General features: G+C 73.9%; 12 protein-coding genes. 7 read left to right on the top strand and 5 right to left on the bottom strand.

Features of this window, described 5'->3' with window-relative positions; all coding sequences use genetic code 11:
* Positions 1–166: 166 nt before the first annotated feature.
* From ACFO60_RS07035 to ACFO60_RS07020, 4 genes are all read left to right on the top strand, one after another.
* Complete coding sequence (locus ACFO60_RS07035) at positions 167–1,282, top strand: C39 family peptidase (protein WP_380838380.1); 1,116 nt, start codon at positions 167–169, stop codon at positions 1,280–1,282.
* A 35-nt stretch (positions 1,283–1,317) separates the two neighbouring features.
* On the top strand, positions 1,318–3,150 hold the full coding sequence (locus tag ACFO60_RS07030; RefSeq protein ID WP_380838379.1) for a prolyl oligopeptidase family serine peptidase: 1,833 nt from the start codon (positions 1,318–1,320) through the stop codon (positions 3,148–3,150).
* A 62-nt stretch (positions 3,151–3,212) separates the two neighbouring features.
* A complete protein-coding gene (locus ACFO60_RS07025; protein ID WP_380838660.1) occupies positions 3,213–4,499 on the top strand; it encodes a M20/M25/M40 family metallo-hydrolase in 1,287 nt (428 codons plus the stop codon).
* Positions 4,500–4,831: 332 nt separating this feature from the next.
* Positions 4,832–5,422 (top strand): SgcJ/EcaC family oxidoreductase, encoded by a 591-nt coding sequence (locus tag ACFO60_RS07020; RefSeq protein ID WP_380838377.1) that lies wholly within the window; start codon positions 4,832–4,834, stop codon positions 5,420–5,422.
* A gap of 904 nt (positions 5,423–6,326) precedes the next feature.
* Here the strand turns inward: ACFO60_RS07020 and ACFO60_RS07015 are convergent.
* A complete protein-coding gene (locus ACFO60_RS07015) occupies positions 6,327–7,070 on the bottom strand; it encodes a fasciclin domain-containing protein (RefSeq protein ID WP_380838375.1) in 744 nt (247 codons plus the stop codon).
* 827 nt (positions 7,071–7,897) lie between these two features.
* Between ACFO60_RS07015 and ACFO60_RS07010 the strand changes: the two genes are divergently transcribed.
* The 3 genes from ACFO60_RS07010 (at position 7,898) to ACFO60_RS07000 (ending at position 10,823) form a co-directional block, all read left to right on the top strand.
* The gene (locus tag ACFO60_RS07010; protein ID WP_380838374.1) at positions 7,898–8,740 is read left to right on the top strand and encodes a helix-turn-helix transcriptional regulator; all 843 of its coding nucleotides are present in this window, start codon (positions 7,898–7,900) and stop codon (positions 8,738–8,740) included.
* Positions 8,741–8,837: 97 nt separating this feature from the next.
* Positions 8,838–9,332, top strand: a complete 495-nt coding sequence (locus ACFO60_RS07005; protein WP_380838373.1) for a hypothetical protein — start codon at positions 8,838–8,840, stop codon at positions 9,330–9,332.
* A 120-nt stretch (positions 9,333–9,452) separates the two neighbouring features.
* Positions 9,453–10,823 carry an acyltransferase family protein gene (locus ACFO60_RS07000; protein ID WP_380838659.1) on the top strand — a complete coding sequence of 457 codons (1,371 nt, stop codon included), beginning with the start codon at positions 9,453–9,455 and terminating at the stop codon, positions 10,821–10,823.
* Between the two features lie 198 nt (positions 10,824–11,021).
* Here the strand turns inward: ACFO60_RS07000 and ACFO60_RS06995 are convergent, their stop codons facing one another.
* From ACFO60_RS06995 to ACFO60_RS06980, 4 genes are all read right to left on the bottom strand, one after another.
* Positions 11,022–11,954 (bottom strand): aminoglycoside phosphotransferase family protein, encoded by a 933-nt coding sequence (locus tag ACFO60_RS06995; protein WP_380838371.1) that lies wholly within the window; start codon positions 11,952–11,954, stop codon positions 11,022–11,024.
* A 341-nt stretch (positions 11,955–12,295) separates the two neighbouring features.
* Complete coding sequence (locus tag ACFO60_RS06990; RefSeq protein ID WP_380838369.1) at positions 12,296–13,030, bottom strand: alanyl-tRNA editing protein; 735 nt, start codon at positions 13,028–13,030, stop codon at positions 12,296–12,298.
* 11 nt (positions 13,031–13,041) lie between these two features.
* On the bottom strand, positions 13,042–13,809 hold the full coding sequence (locus tag ACFO60_RS06985) for a DUF4166 domain-containing protein (protein ID WP_380838368.1): 768 nt from the start codon (positions 13,807–13,809) through the stop codon (positions 13,042–13,044).
* Positions 13,810–13,980: 171 nt separating this feature from the next.
* A complete protein-coding gene (locus ACFO60_RS06980; RefSeq protein ID WP_380838366.1) occupies positions 13,981–17,790 on the bottom strand; it encodes a S8 family serine peptidase in 3,810 nt (1,269 codons plus the stop codon).
* Positions 17,791–17,992 lie beyond the last annotated feature (202 nt).

The following is a 17,992-nucleotide window of genomic DNA, read 5'->3' as shown; positions in this document are numbered from 1 at the left end:
CCACCGCGCGGCCGCGGACCACCCCCATCACCCGGCCGAATGAGGGCTATATTCCGGTATTGAGGATGGCGGGCGGCAAAGCCGCCGCCGGTTCACGGTCAGGGCCGTGTGACGAATACGTAAACCATCCGATGCGCCGCACTGAGGGCGAAACCACAATCGCAGGGTGGTCAACTCGTCCGCCGACGCGAGCCCCGTCGCCTTCCACCGCTGGGCCGCCGTGGCCCCCTCCGAGAGCGGCGTCACCTCCTACCTCGACCCGTTCGGCGGTGAGACCACCACCTGGCCGTACACCCGCTGGACCTCCGAAGAGCGTGAGATCGGCTTCCCCGCGACCGAGCTGGTCCCCTCGTGGACGGCCGCCGCGCCGCCGGGCTCGTGGCTGCGCGTCGAACTGCGGGCGCGCACGATCACCGGCGGCCTGACCAAGTGGTACGACATGGGCAACTGGGCCGAGGGGAACGGCGACATCCACCGCACCTCGCGGCCCGGCCAGGGCGACGAGGACGGCGACGTCGCCGTCGACACCTTCGTCGCCCGGCGCCCCGTCTCGGCCTACCGCCTGCGGCTCACGCTGCACGGCCCGGGGGCGGCCGTCCGGTCGGTCGGGGTGATGGCCTCGGCGCTGCCCACGCGCGCCGGGGTCCCGGTCAGCCGGCCCGGCGAGGCCGCCGGCGTCGAGCTGGACGTGCCGCCGCGCTCGCAGCGCACCCACGCCGGCCACTACCCCGAATGGGGAGGCGGAGGCGAGGCCTGGTGCAGCCCTGCCTCGACGACGATGGTGCTGCAATACTGGGGACGCGGGCCCGGCCCCGGCGACCTGCTGTTCGTCGACCCGGCCGACCCGTGTCCCGCCGTGGACCACGCGGCGCGCGACATGTACGACCACAGCTACCAGGGCACCGGCAACTGGCCGTTCAGCGTCGCCTACGCCGGGCGGTACGGGCTGAGCGGGTTCGTCACCCGCCTGCGCTCGCTCGCCGAGGCCGAACGCTTCATCACGGCCGGCATCCCGCTGATCACCTCGCAGTCGTTCAAGGAGCACGAGCTGCCGGGCTCGGGCTACTCGACGCGCGGCCACCTGATGGTCGTCACCGGGTTCACCGCCGGCGGTGACGTCGTCGCCAATGATCCGGCGGGCGCCTCCGACGACACGGTCAAGAGAGTCTATCCGCGGGCCGCGTTCGAGAACGTCTGGTTACGCAGCACCAGCAGCGGGGGAATCGTCCATGTCATCCACCCGCACGACATCCCACTCCCATCCTCAGAGGGCAACTGGTGATCCGATCTCCTATCACTGCCGTTGACGTCGCACGTGTGGACGACCGCCCGTTCTGGGTGGAGATCGTGCCAACCAGCGCCGGTGAGGAGGTCTGGTGGGACGAGCCGCGCCCGGCGGAGGGCGGGCGGCGCTGCGTCGTGCGGCGCACCCCCGGCGGAGCGGTCCACGACGTCCTGCCGCCGGGCTGGAACGCCCGCAACCGGGTGATCGAGTACGGCGGCCGCTCATGGCGGCCCCTGCCGGGCGGCGGCCTGGTCTTCACCAACTGGCACGACCAGCGGCTGTACGTCCTGCGGCCGGGCGCCGAGCCCCTGCCCATCACCCCCGCGGGCGTCTCCCGCTACGCCGACCTCGTCCTGCACGGCGACGAGGTGTGGTGCGTGCGCGAGACCGAGGACGAACGCGACCTGGTCGCCGTGCCGCTGGACGGCGGGCCGGCGCGCGTGGTGGTCAAGGCCCAGCACTTCATCTTCAACCCCCGCGTCTCCCCCGGCGGCGGCCAGATCGCCTGGATCGGCTACGACCACCCCGCCATGCCGTGGGACGGCGCCTCGCTGTGCGTGGCCACGCTGCGCGAGGACGGCACCGCCGGGCCGCACCGCGTCGTCGCCGGAGGACCGCAGGAGGCGGTGGCGCAGGCGGAATGGCGCGACGACGGCGCCCTGTACGCCGTGACCGACCCGTCCGGCTGGTGGAACCTGCACCTCGTCACGCTCGACGGCACGCCGCCGCGCAACCTCGCCCCGCTGCCCGAGGAGTTCGGCGACGCGGCCTGGAAGCTCGGCTACCAGTGGTTCGCGCTCGCCGGCGACCGCCTCGTCACCGTGCACGGCACGGCCGACGGCAAGCGGCTCGGCGTGCTGGACCCGGCCACCGGCGAGATCACCGACGTCGGCGGCTCCTACACCTACTGGGCCCCGGCCCTGTCGGTCTCCCCCGGCGGCGGCGCCGTCGCCGCCGTCGGCGGGTCGCCGCACAAGCCGTACGAGGTGGTCCGCGTGGACCTTTCGACCGGCGGCCACGAGGTGCTGTCGCGCCCCAGGGAGCTTCCCGACCCCGCGGTGCTGCCCACGCCGCGCGCGATGGTGTTCGACGGCGTGCACGCCCACGTGTACCCGCCGGCGGGCGCCGTGGACGGCAGCCCCTCCCCGTACGTGATGTTCGTCCACGGCGGTCCCACCGGGTCGAGCCCGATGGTGTTCGACCTGGAGATCGCCTACTTCACCAGCAGGGGCATCGGCGTCGCCGAGGTGAACTACGGCGGCTCCACCGGGTACGGCAGGGCCTACCGCGAGCGGCTGCGCCACAACTGGGGCATCGTGGACGTGCGGGACAGCGAGACCGTCGCCCGCGGCCTGATCGGCGCCGGGCTCGCCGACCCGGAGCGTGTCGCCATCCGCGGCGGCAGCGCCGGCGGCTGGACGTCGGTCGCCGCGCTCGTGCACAGCGACGTCTTCCGCGGCGCGGTGGCCCACTACGCGATCACCGACCCCGAGGGCTGGGCGAGGGAGACCCACGACTTCGAGTCCCGCTACCTCGACGGGCTCATCGGCCCGCTGCCCGAGACGCGGCAGCGCTATCTGGACCGCTCCCCGACCCTGCACGCCGGCCGGGCGTCCGGGCCCGCGCTGCTGATGCACGGCCTGGAGGACGCCATCGTCGACCCGGGCCAGGCCGAGCGCTTCATCGCCGCGCTCGACGAGCACGGCGGCCGGTGGGCGTATCTGACCTTCCCCGGGGAACAGCACGGCTGGCGGCGGGAAGAGACGATCATCGCGGCGCTGGAGGCCGAGCTGGCGTTCTACGGGCTCATCTTCGGCTTCCCCACCCCAGAGGTGCCGCCGCTGGCGCTGAAAGGAAGAACGTGACCGAGGCCGACACGACCAGGACCACCGAGGCGAGCGGGACGCGGCAGGCGAGCGGCCACGGCGTGACGGGCGTCGCGGGCATCTGCTCCGACCTGCTCAGGATCGACACCACCAATGACGGCACGCCGGACGGCTCCGGCGAGCGCCTGGCCGCCGAGTACGTCGCCGGGCTGCTGTCCGACGCCGGCATCGAGCCCACGGTGTTCGAGTCCGCCCCCCGGCGCACCAGCGTCGTGGCGCGCATCCCCGGCGACAGCCCCGAGGCGCTGCTGATCCACGGGCACCTGGACGTCGTCCCGGCCGACCCGGCCGAGTGGAAGACGCACCCGTTCTCCGGCGAGATCGCCGACGGGTGCGTCAACGGGCGCGGCGCGGTCGACATGAAGGGCACGCTGTCGATGACGCTGGCCCTGGTGCGCGAGTGGGCCAGGCGCGGCGTGCGGCCCCGGCGCGACATCGTGCTGGCGTTCCTGGCCGACGAGGAGGCGACCGGCGAGTACGGCGCCGGGTACGCCGTCACCCGGCACCGCGACCTGTTCGAGGGCTGCACCGAGGCCATCAGCGAGTCCGGCGGCTTCAGCGTGACCGGTCCCCACGGCGGGCGCGTCTACCCGGTGGCGGTCGGCGAGCGCGGCACGGCGTGGATGAAGGTCACCGCGCACGGCGTGGCCGGCCACGGCTCCAAGCCTCCGGCCGACAACCCGGTGGCCGAGCTGTGCCGGGCGCTGGCCCGCCTCGCCGACCACCGCTGGCCCGTACGGCTCACCCCCGCCGTCGCCGCCCTCATCGACGACCTCGGCAAGGCGCTCGGGACGAGCGTCGACCTCGACCGACTGGACGAGGAGGCCGAACGGCTCGGCAAGGCCGGCACCCTGTTCAAGGGCGTGATCCGCAACTCGGCGAACCCGACCATGCTGGACGCCGGCTACAAGGTGAACGTGATCCCGGGGACGGCCGAGGCGCACGTGGACGGCCGGTTCCTGCCCGGGTTCCGCGACGAGTTCCTCGAGACGGTCGACAGGCTGCTCGGCCCCAAGATCACCCGGGAGTTCGTGAGCTTCAACGACGGCGTGGCCTCCCCCACCGAAGGCCTGTTCGACGAGCTGTGCGCCGCCCTGCTGGCCGAGGACCCGGCCGGGCGGCCGGTGCCGTACGTCATGACCGGGGGCACCGACGCCAAGTCGTTCGCCAAGATCGGCATCAGGGGGTACGGCTTCGCGCCGCTGATGCTGGACCCGGGGCTGGACTACTTCGGCATGTTCCACGGCGTGGACGAGCGGGTGCCGGTGGCCGGGCTGGAGTTCGGCGTCCGCGTCCTGGACCGCCTGCTCACCTCGCCCGCCGCCTGACCACCCTCGCCCAAAAGGTACTAATCCCGGCATTTCGGGGAACACTTCTACCGAGGTTCCCCGAAATGCCGGGGACGCAGAAGAAGGCACGTTTCGTGCACGGCGTGCCACCGGAAGAAGTCGGAACGCTCGCACACCTCGCGCCGAAACGCCTGCCGCCGTTTTTTCTCCCGGCGGATCAGGTGGTGTGAGACCCCTCGGCAGTTTCACCGTCGTGTCCGCCGCATGCGCGCATTTCACGGGCGTCTGCCGGGACACGTGACGGTCCTTCACCGTCGATCGGACGACACGCGGATACGTTTGCTGCAGATCGACTCGGACGGGAGCACACGATGGGCATTCATCGACACGGGCGGACCACGATCCGCCTGGCTCTTGCTGCCGGACTCGGCATCGCATCGATCGGCGCCGCCCCGGCCTCCGGCGCCACCACGGCCTCCGGCTCCGCCTCCGCCGCGGGCACCAGGGCACCCGTCTTCGCCGCCGGGCGGGCCCACGCCGCCGACCTGGCCGTCTTCACGCGGATGCGCCGCGAGCAGGCGCGCGCCTGGGAGCGCGGGGACAGCCGGGCGTACGCCGCGGCCTACGCCCCCGACGGGGACCTGGTCAACATCCTCGGCGAGCACATGCACGGCCGCCAGGGCATCGCCAAGGCCATCCAGCGCCACTTCGACAGGAGCCTGAAGAACACCCGCCTGCTCGAACTGGAGGAGCACGTGCGCTTCGTGTCCCCGACGACCGCCGTCATCGTCCGCAAAGGCTGCGTGCTGTACGGCGGCGAGAAGGCCTGCCGTCCCGACACCGTCTCGATCAACACCAGCGTCGCGGTCAAGTACGCCCGCGAGTGGCTGATCACCTCGTTCCAGAACACTCTCGTCCACCCGGGCGGACAGCCCCCGGTCAAGCCGCCGTCCACCGGCTGAAGCCGCTGGAACACGCCTTCCGGCGCCCGTCCTGCCCGCCGCCCTCGTTCCGGCGGTGGGCAGGACGGGTGACGGCGTTCCGGGCGGCGGCGTCATACATGGGGGTCCACGCCTGGTCCGGCGCTCTCGCGTAGCCGCTCCACGCAGTCGTTCCGGCCGAGGAAACGCACCCGCCTTTGCGGAGGAGACAAGGGCGCGTGGGCATGCGGCTCTCCTCCATCGTCGAGGCACGCAAGGGCTGAGCCATCCGCGACACGTTTCCCAAGGCGTTCCCCAGCGCCTTCGCCGGGGTTGTGCGCCATCCCTCGCGCTGCTGTCTGCCGCCGCCCGCGCGGGGCCGGGCGCCCCGCGCCCGGGGTCTCCAAGAAGCTCGTCGAGCCGGGCGGCGACGGCGGCCGGCAGCCGCTGACGCTCCGGCTCACCGTGCAGGGAATGCCGTACCTGTTCGGCGGCTTCGCCGTCTGCGTGTACCGCGCCGGGGCGGTCGAGGTCACCGGGGTCCTGCGGACCTCGCGTCCCGCCGTCACCAGCGGTCCGGGTCCGGCTTCGTCACCACCCACACCAGCGGAGACCCCGAGGGGAGCCTCCGCGTGCCGTTCGGCATCACCCTCCGCCCCCCTCCGGCAGGAGCCTCCCCGACCGCCGGCCGGAAGCCTGACCGACCGCCGTTCCCCGTCCGCGGCCGCACATCGCCCACCGGCTTCACGGCCGCGCGTCACGCCTGGGCGCGGGCACGGCCGCGCGTCACGCCTGGGCGCGAGCGCGGGCACACGAGGACGGGCACCGGTCCCGGCCGTCGTGGCCGGGCCGGTGCCCGCGCTCGCGCGATCGGCCCGTCAGGCCGGCGGGCTCCGGCCCGTCACCCGCGGGGTTCGCGCCCCATCGCCCGCCTCGCGTCCGGCCGTCATCCGCCGGGCTTGAGCACCGAGTCGACGATGTAGACCGTGGCGTTGCGGGTCTGGAGGGGGCCGCAGGTCACCCGGGCGGCGTTGACCCTGATGGTCTCGCCTTCCTTGCGGACGCCGATCTTGCCGCCCTCAAGGGTCGTGAGCTCACCCTTCTCGAGGTCGGCGGGGATCTTGCGTCCCTGGACGACGTGGTAGGTGAGCAGCCGGGTCAGCTTCTGCTTGTCGTTGACGATCCGGCTCAGCTGGTCCTGCGGCACCTTGTTGAACGCGGAGTCGGTGGGCGCGAAGACCGTGATGTCCTTCGCCGAGTTGAGCGTCTCGACCACACCCGCCTTCTTGGCGGCGTCGGCCAGCGTGGACAGGTCCGGGACGTGGGACAGGGCGGTGCCCAGCGGCTCGGTGGCGAGCTGGGCCGGGCTGCCGGGACCCGAGGCCGGCAGTGCGGCGCAGCCCGGCCCGGACGGGGACGCGACCGCTCCGGTCGGCGAGGGAGACATGTCCGTCGGCGACCCGGACGGCGACAGCGACTCCGAGGGCACCGGCGACCCCGCCGGCGGCGACTCCCCGGGGCTGGAGAAGGTCGAGGTGGGAGAGACCGGCGCGGGCGTCCGCACCGCTCCCGGCGTCAGCGTGCCGACGCCGGCGTCGCGTCCGCTCGTGGTGGCGCCGGCTCCGGCGACGTAGGCGGCCGTGAACGACAGTGCCGTTGCTAGCGGAAGGACGAGTAGACGAGTGTTCATGGGTCTGTCCCCTTTTACGCTCTCTTGAAGGCGGTCACCGGGCACCGGCCACCCGCGAAGGGCGGGTACTGGACGGTGGCCAGGACCTTGCGCCTGACGGCGACATGGGAGATCGGCAGAACGTTGTCGGTGATCACGGCCGCCCGGCGATCTCGCGCTGGTCCGGCGATCCGGCGGACGCGGGATCCGGCGGCCTGGTCATGAGCCGGCGATGACGGCTGGCTCGCCACGAGCAGGGGGTCGCCGGCCCTTCGCACCGGCGACGCGGCGGCGGGCGCCGCTCCCGGCCCGCGCTTTCACGGGCCTCGTCCCTCGACGGCCCGCGTGTCCGCCGGCCGTGTCCGTCACGGCCTCGCGCGTCAGCGGGCGCCTCGTCCCACGCGGAGTCCCGCGGCGACAGCCCCTATGAGAGGGCCGCTCGAGCATGCCCTCGCTCAATCAACTGCGTCGTGCGCGCGATCTTCGTGGCCGGGGCCCCGCGCGCATCGTCCCTCTTATTATCACCGGGCGCCCTCCCCGCCACCCCGGCCGGCGACCCCGAACCGTCAAAGGCTCCACCATGCCGGCCTGTCCTCGTGCCCGCACCACCGGCCACACGGGTCACGGGGCGTTCTTTCGCCCCGGCTCCCCCACCGCGCGCCGGCGAATGACGGCCGACGACCTCCCTGCGGTTGACCGGGCCGGGCTCGGGAACCGACCGCACGTTCGAACGGCCGTACGACCGGCAGGCTCGGCCGCGGCGCCTTGTGGAGAATCACTTTCGATGTGAAGCTCCCCTTCTCCGTGGTTTGCATGCCGTTGAAGCGCGATTTCCTAGCCTGACCGGCATGACCAACCCCCTAGGTGACTTCCTGCGCGCCCGGCGCCACGTCGTGACCCTCGACCAGGTGGGCATGCCGTCCACCGGCCGTCGCCGGACGTCGGGCCTTCGCCGCGAGGAGGTGGCCGCGCTCGCCGGCATCAGCCCCGACTACTACACCCGGCTGGAACAGGGCAAGGTATGGCATCCCTCCGACCATGTGGTCGGCGCGCTGGCACAGGTGCTCCAGCTGGACGGGCACGCCACCGGGTACCTGTACGACCTGGCCCGCCACATGGCGTCCGAGCGCACGGGCCCGGAGTCGGGCGACCAGGTGGACCCCGAGGTGCAGCGGCTCATGGACGGCCTGCCGGCGCCGGCGTTCGTGTGGAACCGGCGGATGGACGTACTGGCCGTCAACCCGCCGGCCGCGGCGTTCTTCGACGGGCTGAGCCACGCGGGCAACCTCATTCGGCTGATCTTCCTCGACCCCGACGCCCACGACTTCTACGTGCAGTGGGAGCAGGAGGCGTGGTCCCACGTGGCCCACCTGCGGGCCGCGGTGGGCACCGGCCTGGACGACCCGCGGGTGCGGGAACTCGTCGAGGAGCTCCTGGAGGCGAGCGCGGACTTCCGCCGCATCTGGCCGCGCCATGACGTGCGGGCACGGGACCGCGTCTCCCTGCGGATCCGCCATCGCCGCGTGGGCGAGCTGGTGCTCCGCTGGCGGACCCTCACCATCGACGAGAGCCCCGCCCAGCAGATCGTCGTCGGCCAGCCCGAGCCGGGCAGCCCCTCGGAGGCCGCTGTGCGCGCCCTCCGCGAACTCGCCGCCGGGGGCGGCTCACGACCGTCCCGCTCCGGCTCCTAGTCGCCGGCTCCCGGTCCACGGCGTCCGGCCGGTCTCGCCGCCGGCGCGGAACCTCGGCGGCGCGGAACCTCGGCGGCGGCGGGCGAGTACTCAAGGCATGTCACCACGTTCGATGTTCATCATGATGCTGGTCGCGGCCCTGGCGGCGGCGGGTTGCGGCGGCGGCCGCGGCGGCGCTCAGGCCGCGCGCGAGCGGCCGGTCTGCCAGGACCAGAGCACGGGCCCGGCCGGGACGCACGCGCCGATCCCCGCGTGGGCGAGCGTCAACGCCCCGACCGGGCTCCCCGTCAGGACCGGCGTGCGCGGCGACGTGCTCGGCTACCTCTTCGCCGGCCGGCTGCGGGCCGGGCATCCCACCGACCCGGCGAACAAGATCCTCTGGTACGTCCGGCAGCCTCGCGACGGCGCCCCGCTGGAGATCGCCGCCCATCCGAAGGGCACCGCCGAACCCGTCGTCCGGTCGAGCCAGCCCGCCGACTCGGGGCCGGGCGAGATCTACCCGTCCATCGTCGACGTCCCGTCGGCGGGCTGCTGGACCCTGGACCTGACCTGGGGCTCCAACCGCGACTCCCTGGAGCTGACCTACCTCTGAGGCACGGCCCGGCGCCGGCGGGGGCTCCGCGGCCGGAAAGCCGCGGAGCCGAGGGTCCGGCGGCGAGCGGCGCGGGAAGGGACCCTGGCATCGGCTCGGCGGAGGGAGAGACCGGTGACGATGGTCCGGCGGGTGGTCCAGGAGATGCGGCGGGCGGCCGAGCTGACGCCGGCGGGGCGTGACCGGCATGTCGACCTGATCCGCGCCGTCGCCATCGCGGCCGTGGTCTTCGGGCACTGGCTGGTCGTGTACGTGACCCGGAACGGGTCGGGGCTGACGGGCCGCAGCGTCCTGGAGCTGGTGCCGTGGACGCACCCGCTGACGTGGATCTTCCAGGTCATGCCGTTGTTCTTCCTGGTCGGCGGGTTCGCGAACGCGGCGTCGCTGACCTCCCACCTCGCGCGGGGCGGCGACGGCACCGGCTGGGCGCTGGGCCGGGCGGCCCGGCTCGTCCAGCCGACGACGGTCCTGCTGTGCGGGCTGGCGGCGACGGCCTTCGCGGCCCGGTCCCTCGGCGCCGCGCCGGCGACGGTCGGCACGGCGGTGTGGCTCGCCTCGATCCCGCTGTGGTTCCTGGTGGCCTACATCGCCGTGGTCTTCCTGACCCCGCTCACGCACGCCTTGCACCGGCGGGCGGGCCTGGCGGTGCCCGTCGCCCTGACCGTCCTGGTCGGGGCGGACGACGTGGCCCGGCTCGGCTTCGGCGTCCCCTATGTCGGGCCGGCGAACTACCTGATGGCCTGGCTCGCGGTGCACCAGCTCGGGTTCGCCGTGCAGGACGGGCGGCTGCCGTCCCGTCGGCGCGTCGCGCTGCCGCTGGCCGCCGCCGGGCTGGCCGCGCTGGTGCTGCTCACCGTGGCCGGCCCCTACCCGGTCAGCATGGTGGGGGTCACCGGGGAGCGCGTGCAGAACACCGCGCCGCCGACGCTGGCCCTGCTCGCCCTCGCCGTCACGCAGACGGGCATCGCGCTGGCGCTGCGCGACCTGGGCAACCGGTGGCTGCGCCGCCCCGGCCCGTGGACGGCCGTCGTCGCCGTCAACTCGGTGATCATGACGCTGTTCCTCTGGCACATGACCGCCGTCGTGGCCGCCGTCGTGCTCCTGTACGGCACCGGGCTGATGCCCGCCGCCGCGCCGGGCTCGCCGCTCTGGCTGCTCCTGCGACTGCCCTGGCTGGCCTGCCTGGCGGTGATCCTCGCCGTCCTGGTGGCCGCCTTCGGGCGCTTCGAGCGCCGCGCGAGCCGTCCCGCGAGGGCGGAGCCGGCCGGCGGGGCGTGGGCCACCACGCTCACCGTGGCAGGGGCCGCCGCCGTGGTGTCGGGTCTTCTCGGGGTCGCCCTGGCCGGCCCGTCGGATCACGGGCCCACCGGGCTGCCGTGGGGCGTGCTCCTCACCTATCTGAGCGGCGCCACCCTGCTCGCCCTGGTCCGCCGCCATCGGCGTCCGGCCCGGAGTGACGGGGCCTCTTCGCGCCTCACCTCCGGGCCCTAGCCACGCCGGCCACCGGCCCGCCCCGGCCCCCTTGCGACGGGCCCTCGCGACCGGTACTCAGGACCGGCCCTTGCGACCGGCATTCGAGAGCGGCACTCGCGACCGGCACTGGCGACCAGCCTTGGCGATCAGCACTGGCGACCAGCACTCGGGAACGGCGCTTCGGAACGCCTCGAAGCCGGCGCTCGGGAGCGGCATTCAGAGGCCCGCCAGGGCGGCCAGGAGGCGGACCCGTTCCATGGCGGGCGCCGCGCCGGGCATGTCATGTTCGACCATCCACAGGGCCATCTCGACGCGGCGGGCCACCGCCCACGCCTGCAGCCGCCGGACGTCCTCGCCGAGGCTGCCGGCCACCAGCGCGTACCGGGCGGCGAGCACGGGAAGCGGGTCCCGGTGCAGGAAGGGGTCGTCGATCTGCTCCACCAGCGGCCAGGGGTCGTAACCCGGGTCGCCGATCATCGGCTTGGCGTCGATGGCCAGCCAGGCGCGGCGGCCCGCGGCGAGCACGTTGCCGGGGTTGAAGTCGCCGTGCAGGACGACCTGCCTGGCGGCCGTGCCAGGGAGCTCGCGGAGCAGCCGGACGCCGTGCGCCACGAGCCCGGGGTCGAATCCGGGGCGCAGCCGGTCCATCCGGTCCTCCACCAGGCCGGCCCACTCGGCGGTGACCTCGCCGAGGCGCTCCAATCGGGTCTCGGCGGGCGGCGGGACCGACCACAGCTCGTCCAGCACCTCCGCCCCGGCCAGCAGGCGGTCCTCGGCCGCGAGACCGTCCACGGCGCGGAGCGGCTCTCCCGGCCGGCAGTGCTCGAGCAGCAGCGCGTACCTGTCCTGGTCATGGCGGTACACATGGACGGCGCCGTTCCCGTCCCACCAGAGCAGGGCCTCGGCCTCGCCCGCGGCCTCCCGGTGCGGCCAGCTGATCTTGAGGACCGCCGGGCCGCCGTCCGGAAGCGTGGCGGGGGCCGCCCAGGAGCAGGTCCCGCCGTGGAAGGGCGCGCCGAGCCGCAGCTCCCATCGCCGGCTCAGCTCGTCGACCAGCGAAGGAAGCCGCGCCAGCCACGAGCGCCCGTCCTCGCTCCGCGCCATCGTCGACATGATCGGCAGCGTGGGCGGGAAGAGTTCCACGGTCACCTGTCATCCCCCGGACTGTCGGCGGGCCGCGCACCGCCCGCACACGCGCGGCTCCGCCGCGAGGCCGCTCCCTCATGCTCGCACCTGTCGCCGGCGGCCCTCGAACGGACATCCCCCCGCGCGCGGCCGGTCCCCGGCCACCATGCCGGGGCCGGACGGTGGGGCCGGCGCCCCGGGAGCCGGGCCGGCCCGGCGCGGCCTCGTCCCGGCCGGCGGGTGATCGGCGAGCGGCGGCCGGGAGACGCCTCGGGTCCGACCGGAGGGCTCGGGTCCCACCGGAGGGCTCGGGTCCCACCGGTGGGCTCGGGTCCGAGCGGGAGGGGCCTCGGGTCCGAGGGCGGTCAGTCGGAGACGGCGATGCGGAGGCGGCGGAAGCCCTTGCCCTTGCTCTCGATCTTGGTGACCTTGATGCGGCCGATCTGGCTGGTCGTGGCCACGTGCGTCCCGCCGTCGGCCTGCGTGTCGAGCCCGACGATGTCGACGACGCGGACCTCCTCGACGTCCTCGGGGACGAGGTTGGTCGCCGTGCGGATGATGTCGGGGATGGCGAAGGCCTCCTCGCGGGGCAGCACCCTGACGTCGATGCGCCGGCCGGCGGCGATCTCGGCGTTGCAGGCGTCCTCGACGGCCTCCTTGAACCCGGGCGGCACCTCGGGGAGGTTGAAGTCCATGCGCGCGCTGAACGGCTCCATGTTGCCGCCGGTCACCAGCGAGCCGTAGTCGCGGAAGACGACGCCGCACAGCACGTGCAGCCCTGAGTGGGTGCGCATCAGCGCCGAGCGCCTGTCGTCGGCGACGGCGGCTCGCACCTCGGTGCCCGCGGGCGGGATCGGGTCGCCCTCGGCGGGGATCAGGTAGAGGTCGTCGCCCTTGCGCGCGCCCACGATGCGGGTCTCGACGCCCTGCCACACCAGGACGCCGTGGTCGGCCGGCTGGCCGCCGCCCCCGGGGTAGAAGGCCGACCTGCTCAGCACGATGCCCTCGGGAGCCGACGCGAGGACGACGGCCTCGAAGGAGCGGAGGTTCTGGTCGGACAGTTCGAGCCGCTGCGTTCGCCCGTGGAGATCGACGCTCATGCCAGGACAGCCTAGGCCCTTTCCTCCTCGCAATGTCCCCGGTACGACAACAGCCGGCCGATCACGGGCAGCGCGACGCCGACCTCCAGGTGGAACCTCGGCGGACCGCCGTCAGGACCGGGCGGGCCGGTCCAGGCGCGGGCGCGGACGCGGGGCGCGAGACGCGCCGGGACGGGGATCTCATGCCGGCCGGCGCGCAGGACGGCGCCCCGCTGCACCACCTCGACGACCACGGCATCCGCTTCGGCGACCTCCACGGAACCGGCCACGGAGCCGGGCGGAGAGCCGGAAGCGGAGCCGGGCGCGGAGGCGGGCGCGGTCCGGGCGATGGTGCGTGTGCGGACCTCCAGCGGACCGTGGCGCTCCCACCCTCGCTCGCCGACGCGGATCTGATGACTGACGAGCCTGCGCCCGCCGATGACGCGCTCCCATCGCTCCACGACCGGAGCCTCCCGCCCTGCCACTTCCCCGGCGGGGACCTCCCGCATCGACGCTTCCCCGGCCGGGACCGTCCGGTCCGTACGGCCGGTGCCGGTGAGCCCGGTGCGCGCCGGCCGGTCCGTCTTCGCGGGTGCGGGCCGTGCCGCCGTCAGGCGTGTCACGGTCACCTGGAACGGGACCGCCGTGCCCGTGCGCGGAAGGCCGAGCAGGGCGCAGGCCATCCGCCCCAGCGGGCCGGGGCCCCGGCGCACCGTCAGCGCGCCCGCGCCGCGCACCGTCTCCGTCCCCAGGTGGAACCGGAGCATCCACGCGTGCGACCCCTCGCCCGGCTCCCGCACCGCGCCCCCTCCCGTTTCCTTCCTCTCATCGTGGCACGCGCCCCTAGATCGGCCGCCGCGCCACGGAGAATCCGTCGTCCGCGCGGCGCGGCCTGGAAGCGTGACCTGGAGGCGTCCGGCCGGCGGGGGCGGTCCGAGGCCCGGGTGATGGACCGGGCCTCGGACCGGGGGTCACCTCAGGCCGAAGGCCCGGGTGATGGTCTGGCTGACGCTGTTGCCCTCGGTGTCCTTGGCGAAGGCGCGCAAGGTGACCGCGTGGGCCGTGCGGGGAGCGTCCAGCCTGGTCGTCCAGCCGTCGCCGGAGCGGGCCAGGCGGGCGCTCCGCCAGGTGCCGCCGTCGTCGTAGGAGACCTCGACGGTGACGGCACTGATCGGCCCGGCGTCCACCGCGTACGGCAGCTGCCGGGGAGTGACCGTCAGGTCGGCCTTTCGGTGGGCCCGGCCGTCGGCGTCCACGTCGACGTCGTAGTCCACCTGGATGATCGGCAGCGTCAGCGTGTGGTCGGTCTCGACGTATCCGCTGGTGAAGTTCCACTCGGTGAGGGTGCGCGTCGAGTACGGGTACAGCGACGCGTCCCGGGCGGCCTCGTTGACCAGGCGGTAACGCAGCCGGTCGGGGCTGACGATCGGGGCCAGGACGACCGACCGGTCGGTGCGCTCGTTGGTGACGCGGTCCACCAGGGTGTCCCCCTGGTACAGCGAGGCCGTCTGGGTGACGTGCTCGTTGAACAGCATCTCGCCCTGGTGGTCGCCGCCGGAGCTTCCCCAGGCGGGCAGGAAGAAGATCAGGGCGTCGCCGCCGCGCAGGGGGAACCAGCCGTTGACGTCGTTCATCCGCGGGCGCACGATCGGGCCGAACCAGCGGGAGTCGCCGGTCGCGCCTCCCTTGTAGGTGACCAGGTCGGACTGCTCCTGCGCCCCGCCGTCCAGGGCGAGCGCGCTCTCCATCCAGCGCACGCCGCCGTCGGCGGACACCCAGTCGGTGCGAGTGCCGCGCGCCGGCCCCTCGGTGAGGTAGCCGCTGAATCCGCGAGGCCAGTCGGGGAGCACGTCGGTGCGCATGTCGCGCGCCGTGGCCTGCTTGTGGTTGGCGAACGACATCTCGACGCGGGCGAGGTCACGCTCGCGGGGCCGGTAGACCGGGTCGGCGGGCACCTCGCCGGTCCACTTGTGGACCAGGTCGTAGAGGTAGTCGGCGGTGGGGTGCGAGGTCACCCGCAGCGGGGCGCTGCCCTGCTTGCGGATGCGCCCGATCAGGCGCTCGCCCTCGTCCATGGTGACCGAGGCCACCGGCATCGGGGCGGGGGTCTGCACCGCGTCCCAGGCGTCGAGCCTGCCCCGGCCGTTGCCCACCAGGAGCAGCAGCCTGGCGCCGGCGGCGCGGGCGGCCTCGGCCATCGCGACCGGGTCGGCGGCGTCGCTCCAGCGCACGACCGCGACCTTCCCCCTGACCTTCGCCGTGGCCAGCTCGGCGGCGCTTCCCTGCCCGGCGAAGACGGCGTCGAAGGAGTAACGGCCCTCCGGCAGCGGCGTGTACCGGGACTGGATCAGCAGGTCGTCGAAGTCGTCGTCCTTCGAGGAGACCGCCAGGCGGGGCTGCTCGTCGCGCCAGCGCGCGGCGAGGCCCAGCCTGCCGCCGGTCACCTTGCCGCCGGTCGGCAGCACCCACATGCTGTCGTGCTGGACGCCGAGGAGGCGGCTGTCTGCGACGGCCTCCTCGGCGCCGAAGCCGCGGACGAAGTCCACGCGGGTGTCGACCGTGGTCCGCGGCTGATCCATGCCCTTCGGCAGGACGGAGGAGATCCGCCGGGCGCCGCCGGCGTCCAGGGTGACGGCGGTGTCGGCCTTCAATTCGACGCTGGGCTTGGCGAGCAGCGCCACGCCGAGCGAGTGCGGGCCGTTCGCGCCCTGCACCTCGCCCCACATCCAGATGGAGTACGTGCCGGTCGGCAGCCGCAGCGTGCGGGTGCCGGACTCGTCGATCGCGTACGCGTCGAGGCTCTGGTGCCCGTTGGGCAGCTGACGGGTCACGACCATCTCGCCGGCGAGCGGCTTGCCGGACCGGTCCTTGGCGTTGACGGTGAGCTGAGCCCGCTCGCCCTCCTTGTAGTAGCCGAGCACGGTGTGGGCGCGCAGCACACCCTCCTCGTCCACCGCGTCGAGCCGGGCCGCCAGATGACCGTCCAGCTCGGCCCGGTCGACGTCCAGCGTCACCTCGACGTCGGCCGTGCCGTGCGCGGGGACGGTGACCGTGCCGGCCGAAGGCTCGAACAGGCCCTCGGGGGCGCCGCCGGTGACGTTGAGGTTCAGGGTGACCGGGGCGTCGCCGGTGTTGGTGTAGGTCACCTGCCGGGTCGCCTTCTGGCCGGAGGTGTAGGGCCAGTGGGTGGCGATGTAGGCGGTGCCGGTGGCGAAGACCGTGCCGCCGACGGCGGCGCTCGCGTCCACCAGGCCGCCGCCGGCCTGGTAGGGGCCGAACTGGAACAGGACCTTGCTGCTGCTGATCAGCGCGTCCTTCAGCCGCTGCCCGGTCCAGTCCGGGTGCGCGGCGGAGAGCAGCGCGGCGACCCCGGCGACGTGCGGGGTGGCCATGGAGGTGCCGCTCATCGTCTGGTAGGCGCCCTCCCCCTCGGGGGCGTACTGCGAGCGGGCCGCCAGCACGTCCACGCCGGGCGCGGAGATCTCCGGCTTGAGGCCGTAGTCGCCGACGCGCGGGCCCCTGCTGGAGAAGGCGGCGAGGGAGGTGCCCTTGCCGCCGACGCTCACCGCGGCGACCGAGAGCGCGGCGTCGGCCGTGGACGGCGCGCTGACGGTCTCGTCCTCGGGGCCGGCGTTGCCGGCGGCGATGGTGAACAGCGCGCCGGTCTCCTCGCTGAGCCGGTTCACGGCCTGGCTGAGCGGGTCGGTGCCGTCGGACGGACCGCCGCCGAGGCTCATGCTGACGACCTTGGCCTTCTGGTCGCGGGCGGCCCACTCCATGCCCGCGATGATCCAGGAGTCCTGGCCGCTGCCCGTGTTGTCGAGCACCTTGCCGATCAGCAGGTCGGCGCCGGGGGCGACGCCCTTCTCCACGCCCTCGGACGCGGCGCCGGTGCCGGCGATCGTGGAGGCGACGTGGGTGCCGTGGCCGTGGCGGTCGGTCACGTCCTGGCCCGGGACGAAGGTCGCCGTGCCGGTGATCCGGTCCTTCAGGTCGGGGTGCGCGGCGTCGACGCCGGTGTCCAGCACGGCCACCTTGACGCCCGTGCCGGTGTTCCCGGCGGCCCACACCTCGGGGGCGTGCACCTGGGCGACGGTGTCGGCGAGGTCCGCCTTGGCCTTGCCGTCCAGCCACACCTTGGCGATGCCGCCGGCGAGCGCGGTGCCGGGCGCGGCGCCGCGGGAGGAGGCGCCCGCGCCGGCCGTGCCGGTGAGCGAGTTCCAGAAGTCCGCGGCCCGGTCGTGGCCGGCGGTCAGCGCCGCGCCCTGGATGCTGCTGAGCGTGCGGACCTTCGCCGCGCCGCCCGGCACCGGCTCGGCCCGCTTGCGGGCGGCGGCGTCGGTGTAGGTGACGATCAGCGGAATGTGGTCGCTGCTCGCGTCGTCGTAGCCGTAGGCGGCGAGCTTGTTGACGTCGAACAGCGACCGGTCGAGCAGTCCGGCGGTCACGTACGGGGCGGCCGTGTCCGGCACCACGTACACCTCGTCGCCGACGGTGGTGATGCGGGCCGCTGCGCGGCCGCCGTGCGGTCCCTGGACCGAGACGATCGCCGGGGTGTCGCCGCCGGACCGGTAGGTGACCTTGTCACCGGTGACGAGCGTGACGGTCCGCGTGCCGGCGGACGGGCCGGTCGCGGCCCGGGAGGCCGCGGCCGCGGCGAGCCGGGAGCCGGGGGCGGCGGCGGAGGCCGTTCCGCCGGTGAGCGGCGAGGCCGCCATGACGAGGGTGAGTCCCGCGGCCAGGGAGGTGAACCCGAGCCGTAGGGAAGGGGGGCGGTGCACGAAGCCACTCCAAGAATAGGCAAAGCGCCAGAAATAACTGCAATAGTGACGAAGCGCATGTGACATCAGCAACGGGAGTGAACTGTCGAAAATATGACATGTCACATCTGCGACAGCCGTCCTGACGCGGCCCCGGCCGTCAGGCGTGTAGGGAGAGCCCGCGGGCGGTGGCCGGGAAGGAGCGGCGGAGACGCTCGACGAG

The organism is Sphaerisporangium dianthi (assembly GCF_042654065.1).
GTDB classification, from domain to species: domain Bacteria; phylum Actinomycetota; class Actinomycetes; order Streptosporangiales; family Streptosporangiaceae; genus Sphaerisporangium; species Sphaerisporangium dianthi.
The sequence above is the reverse complement of the archived record's forward strand: the minus strand, read 5'-3'. Positions and strand labels throughout refer to the sequence as shown.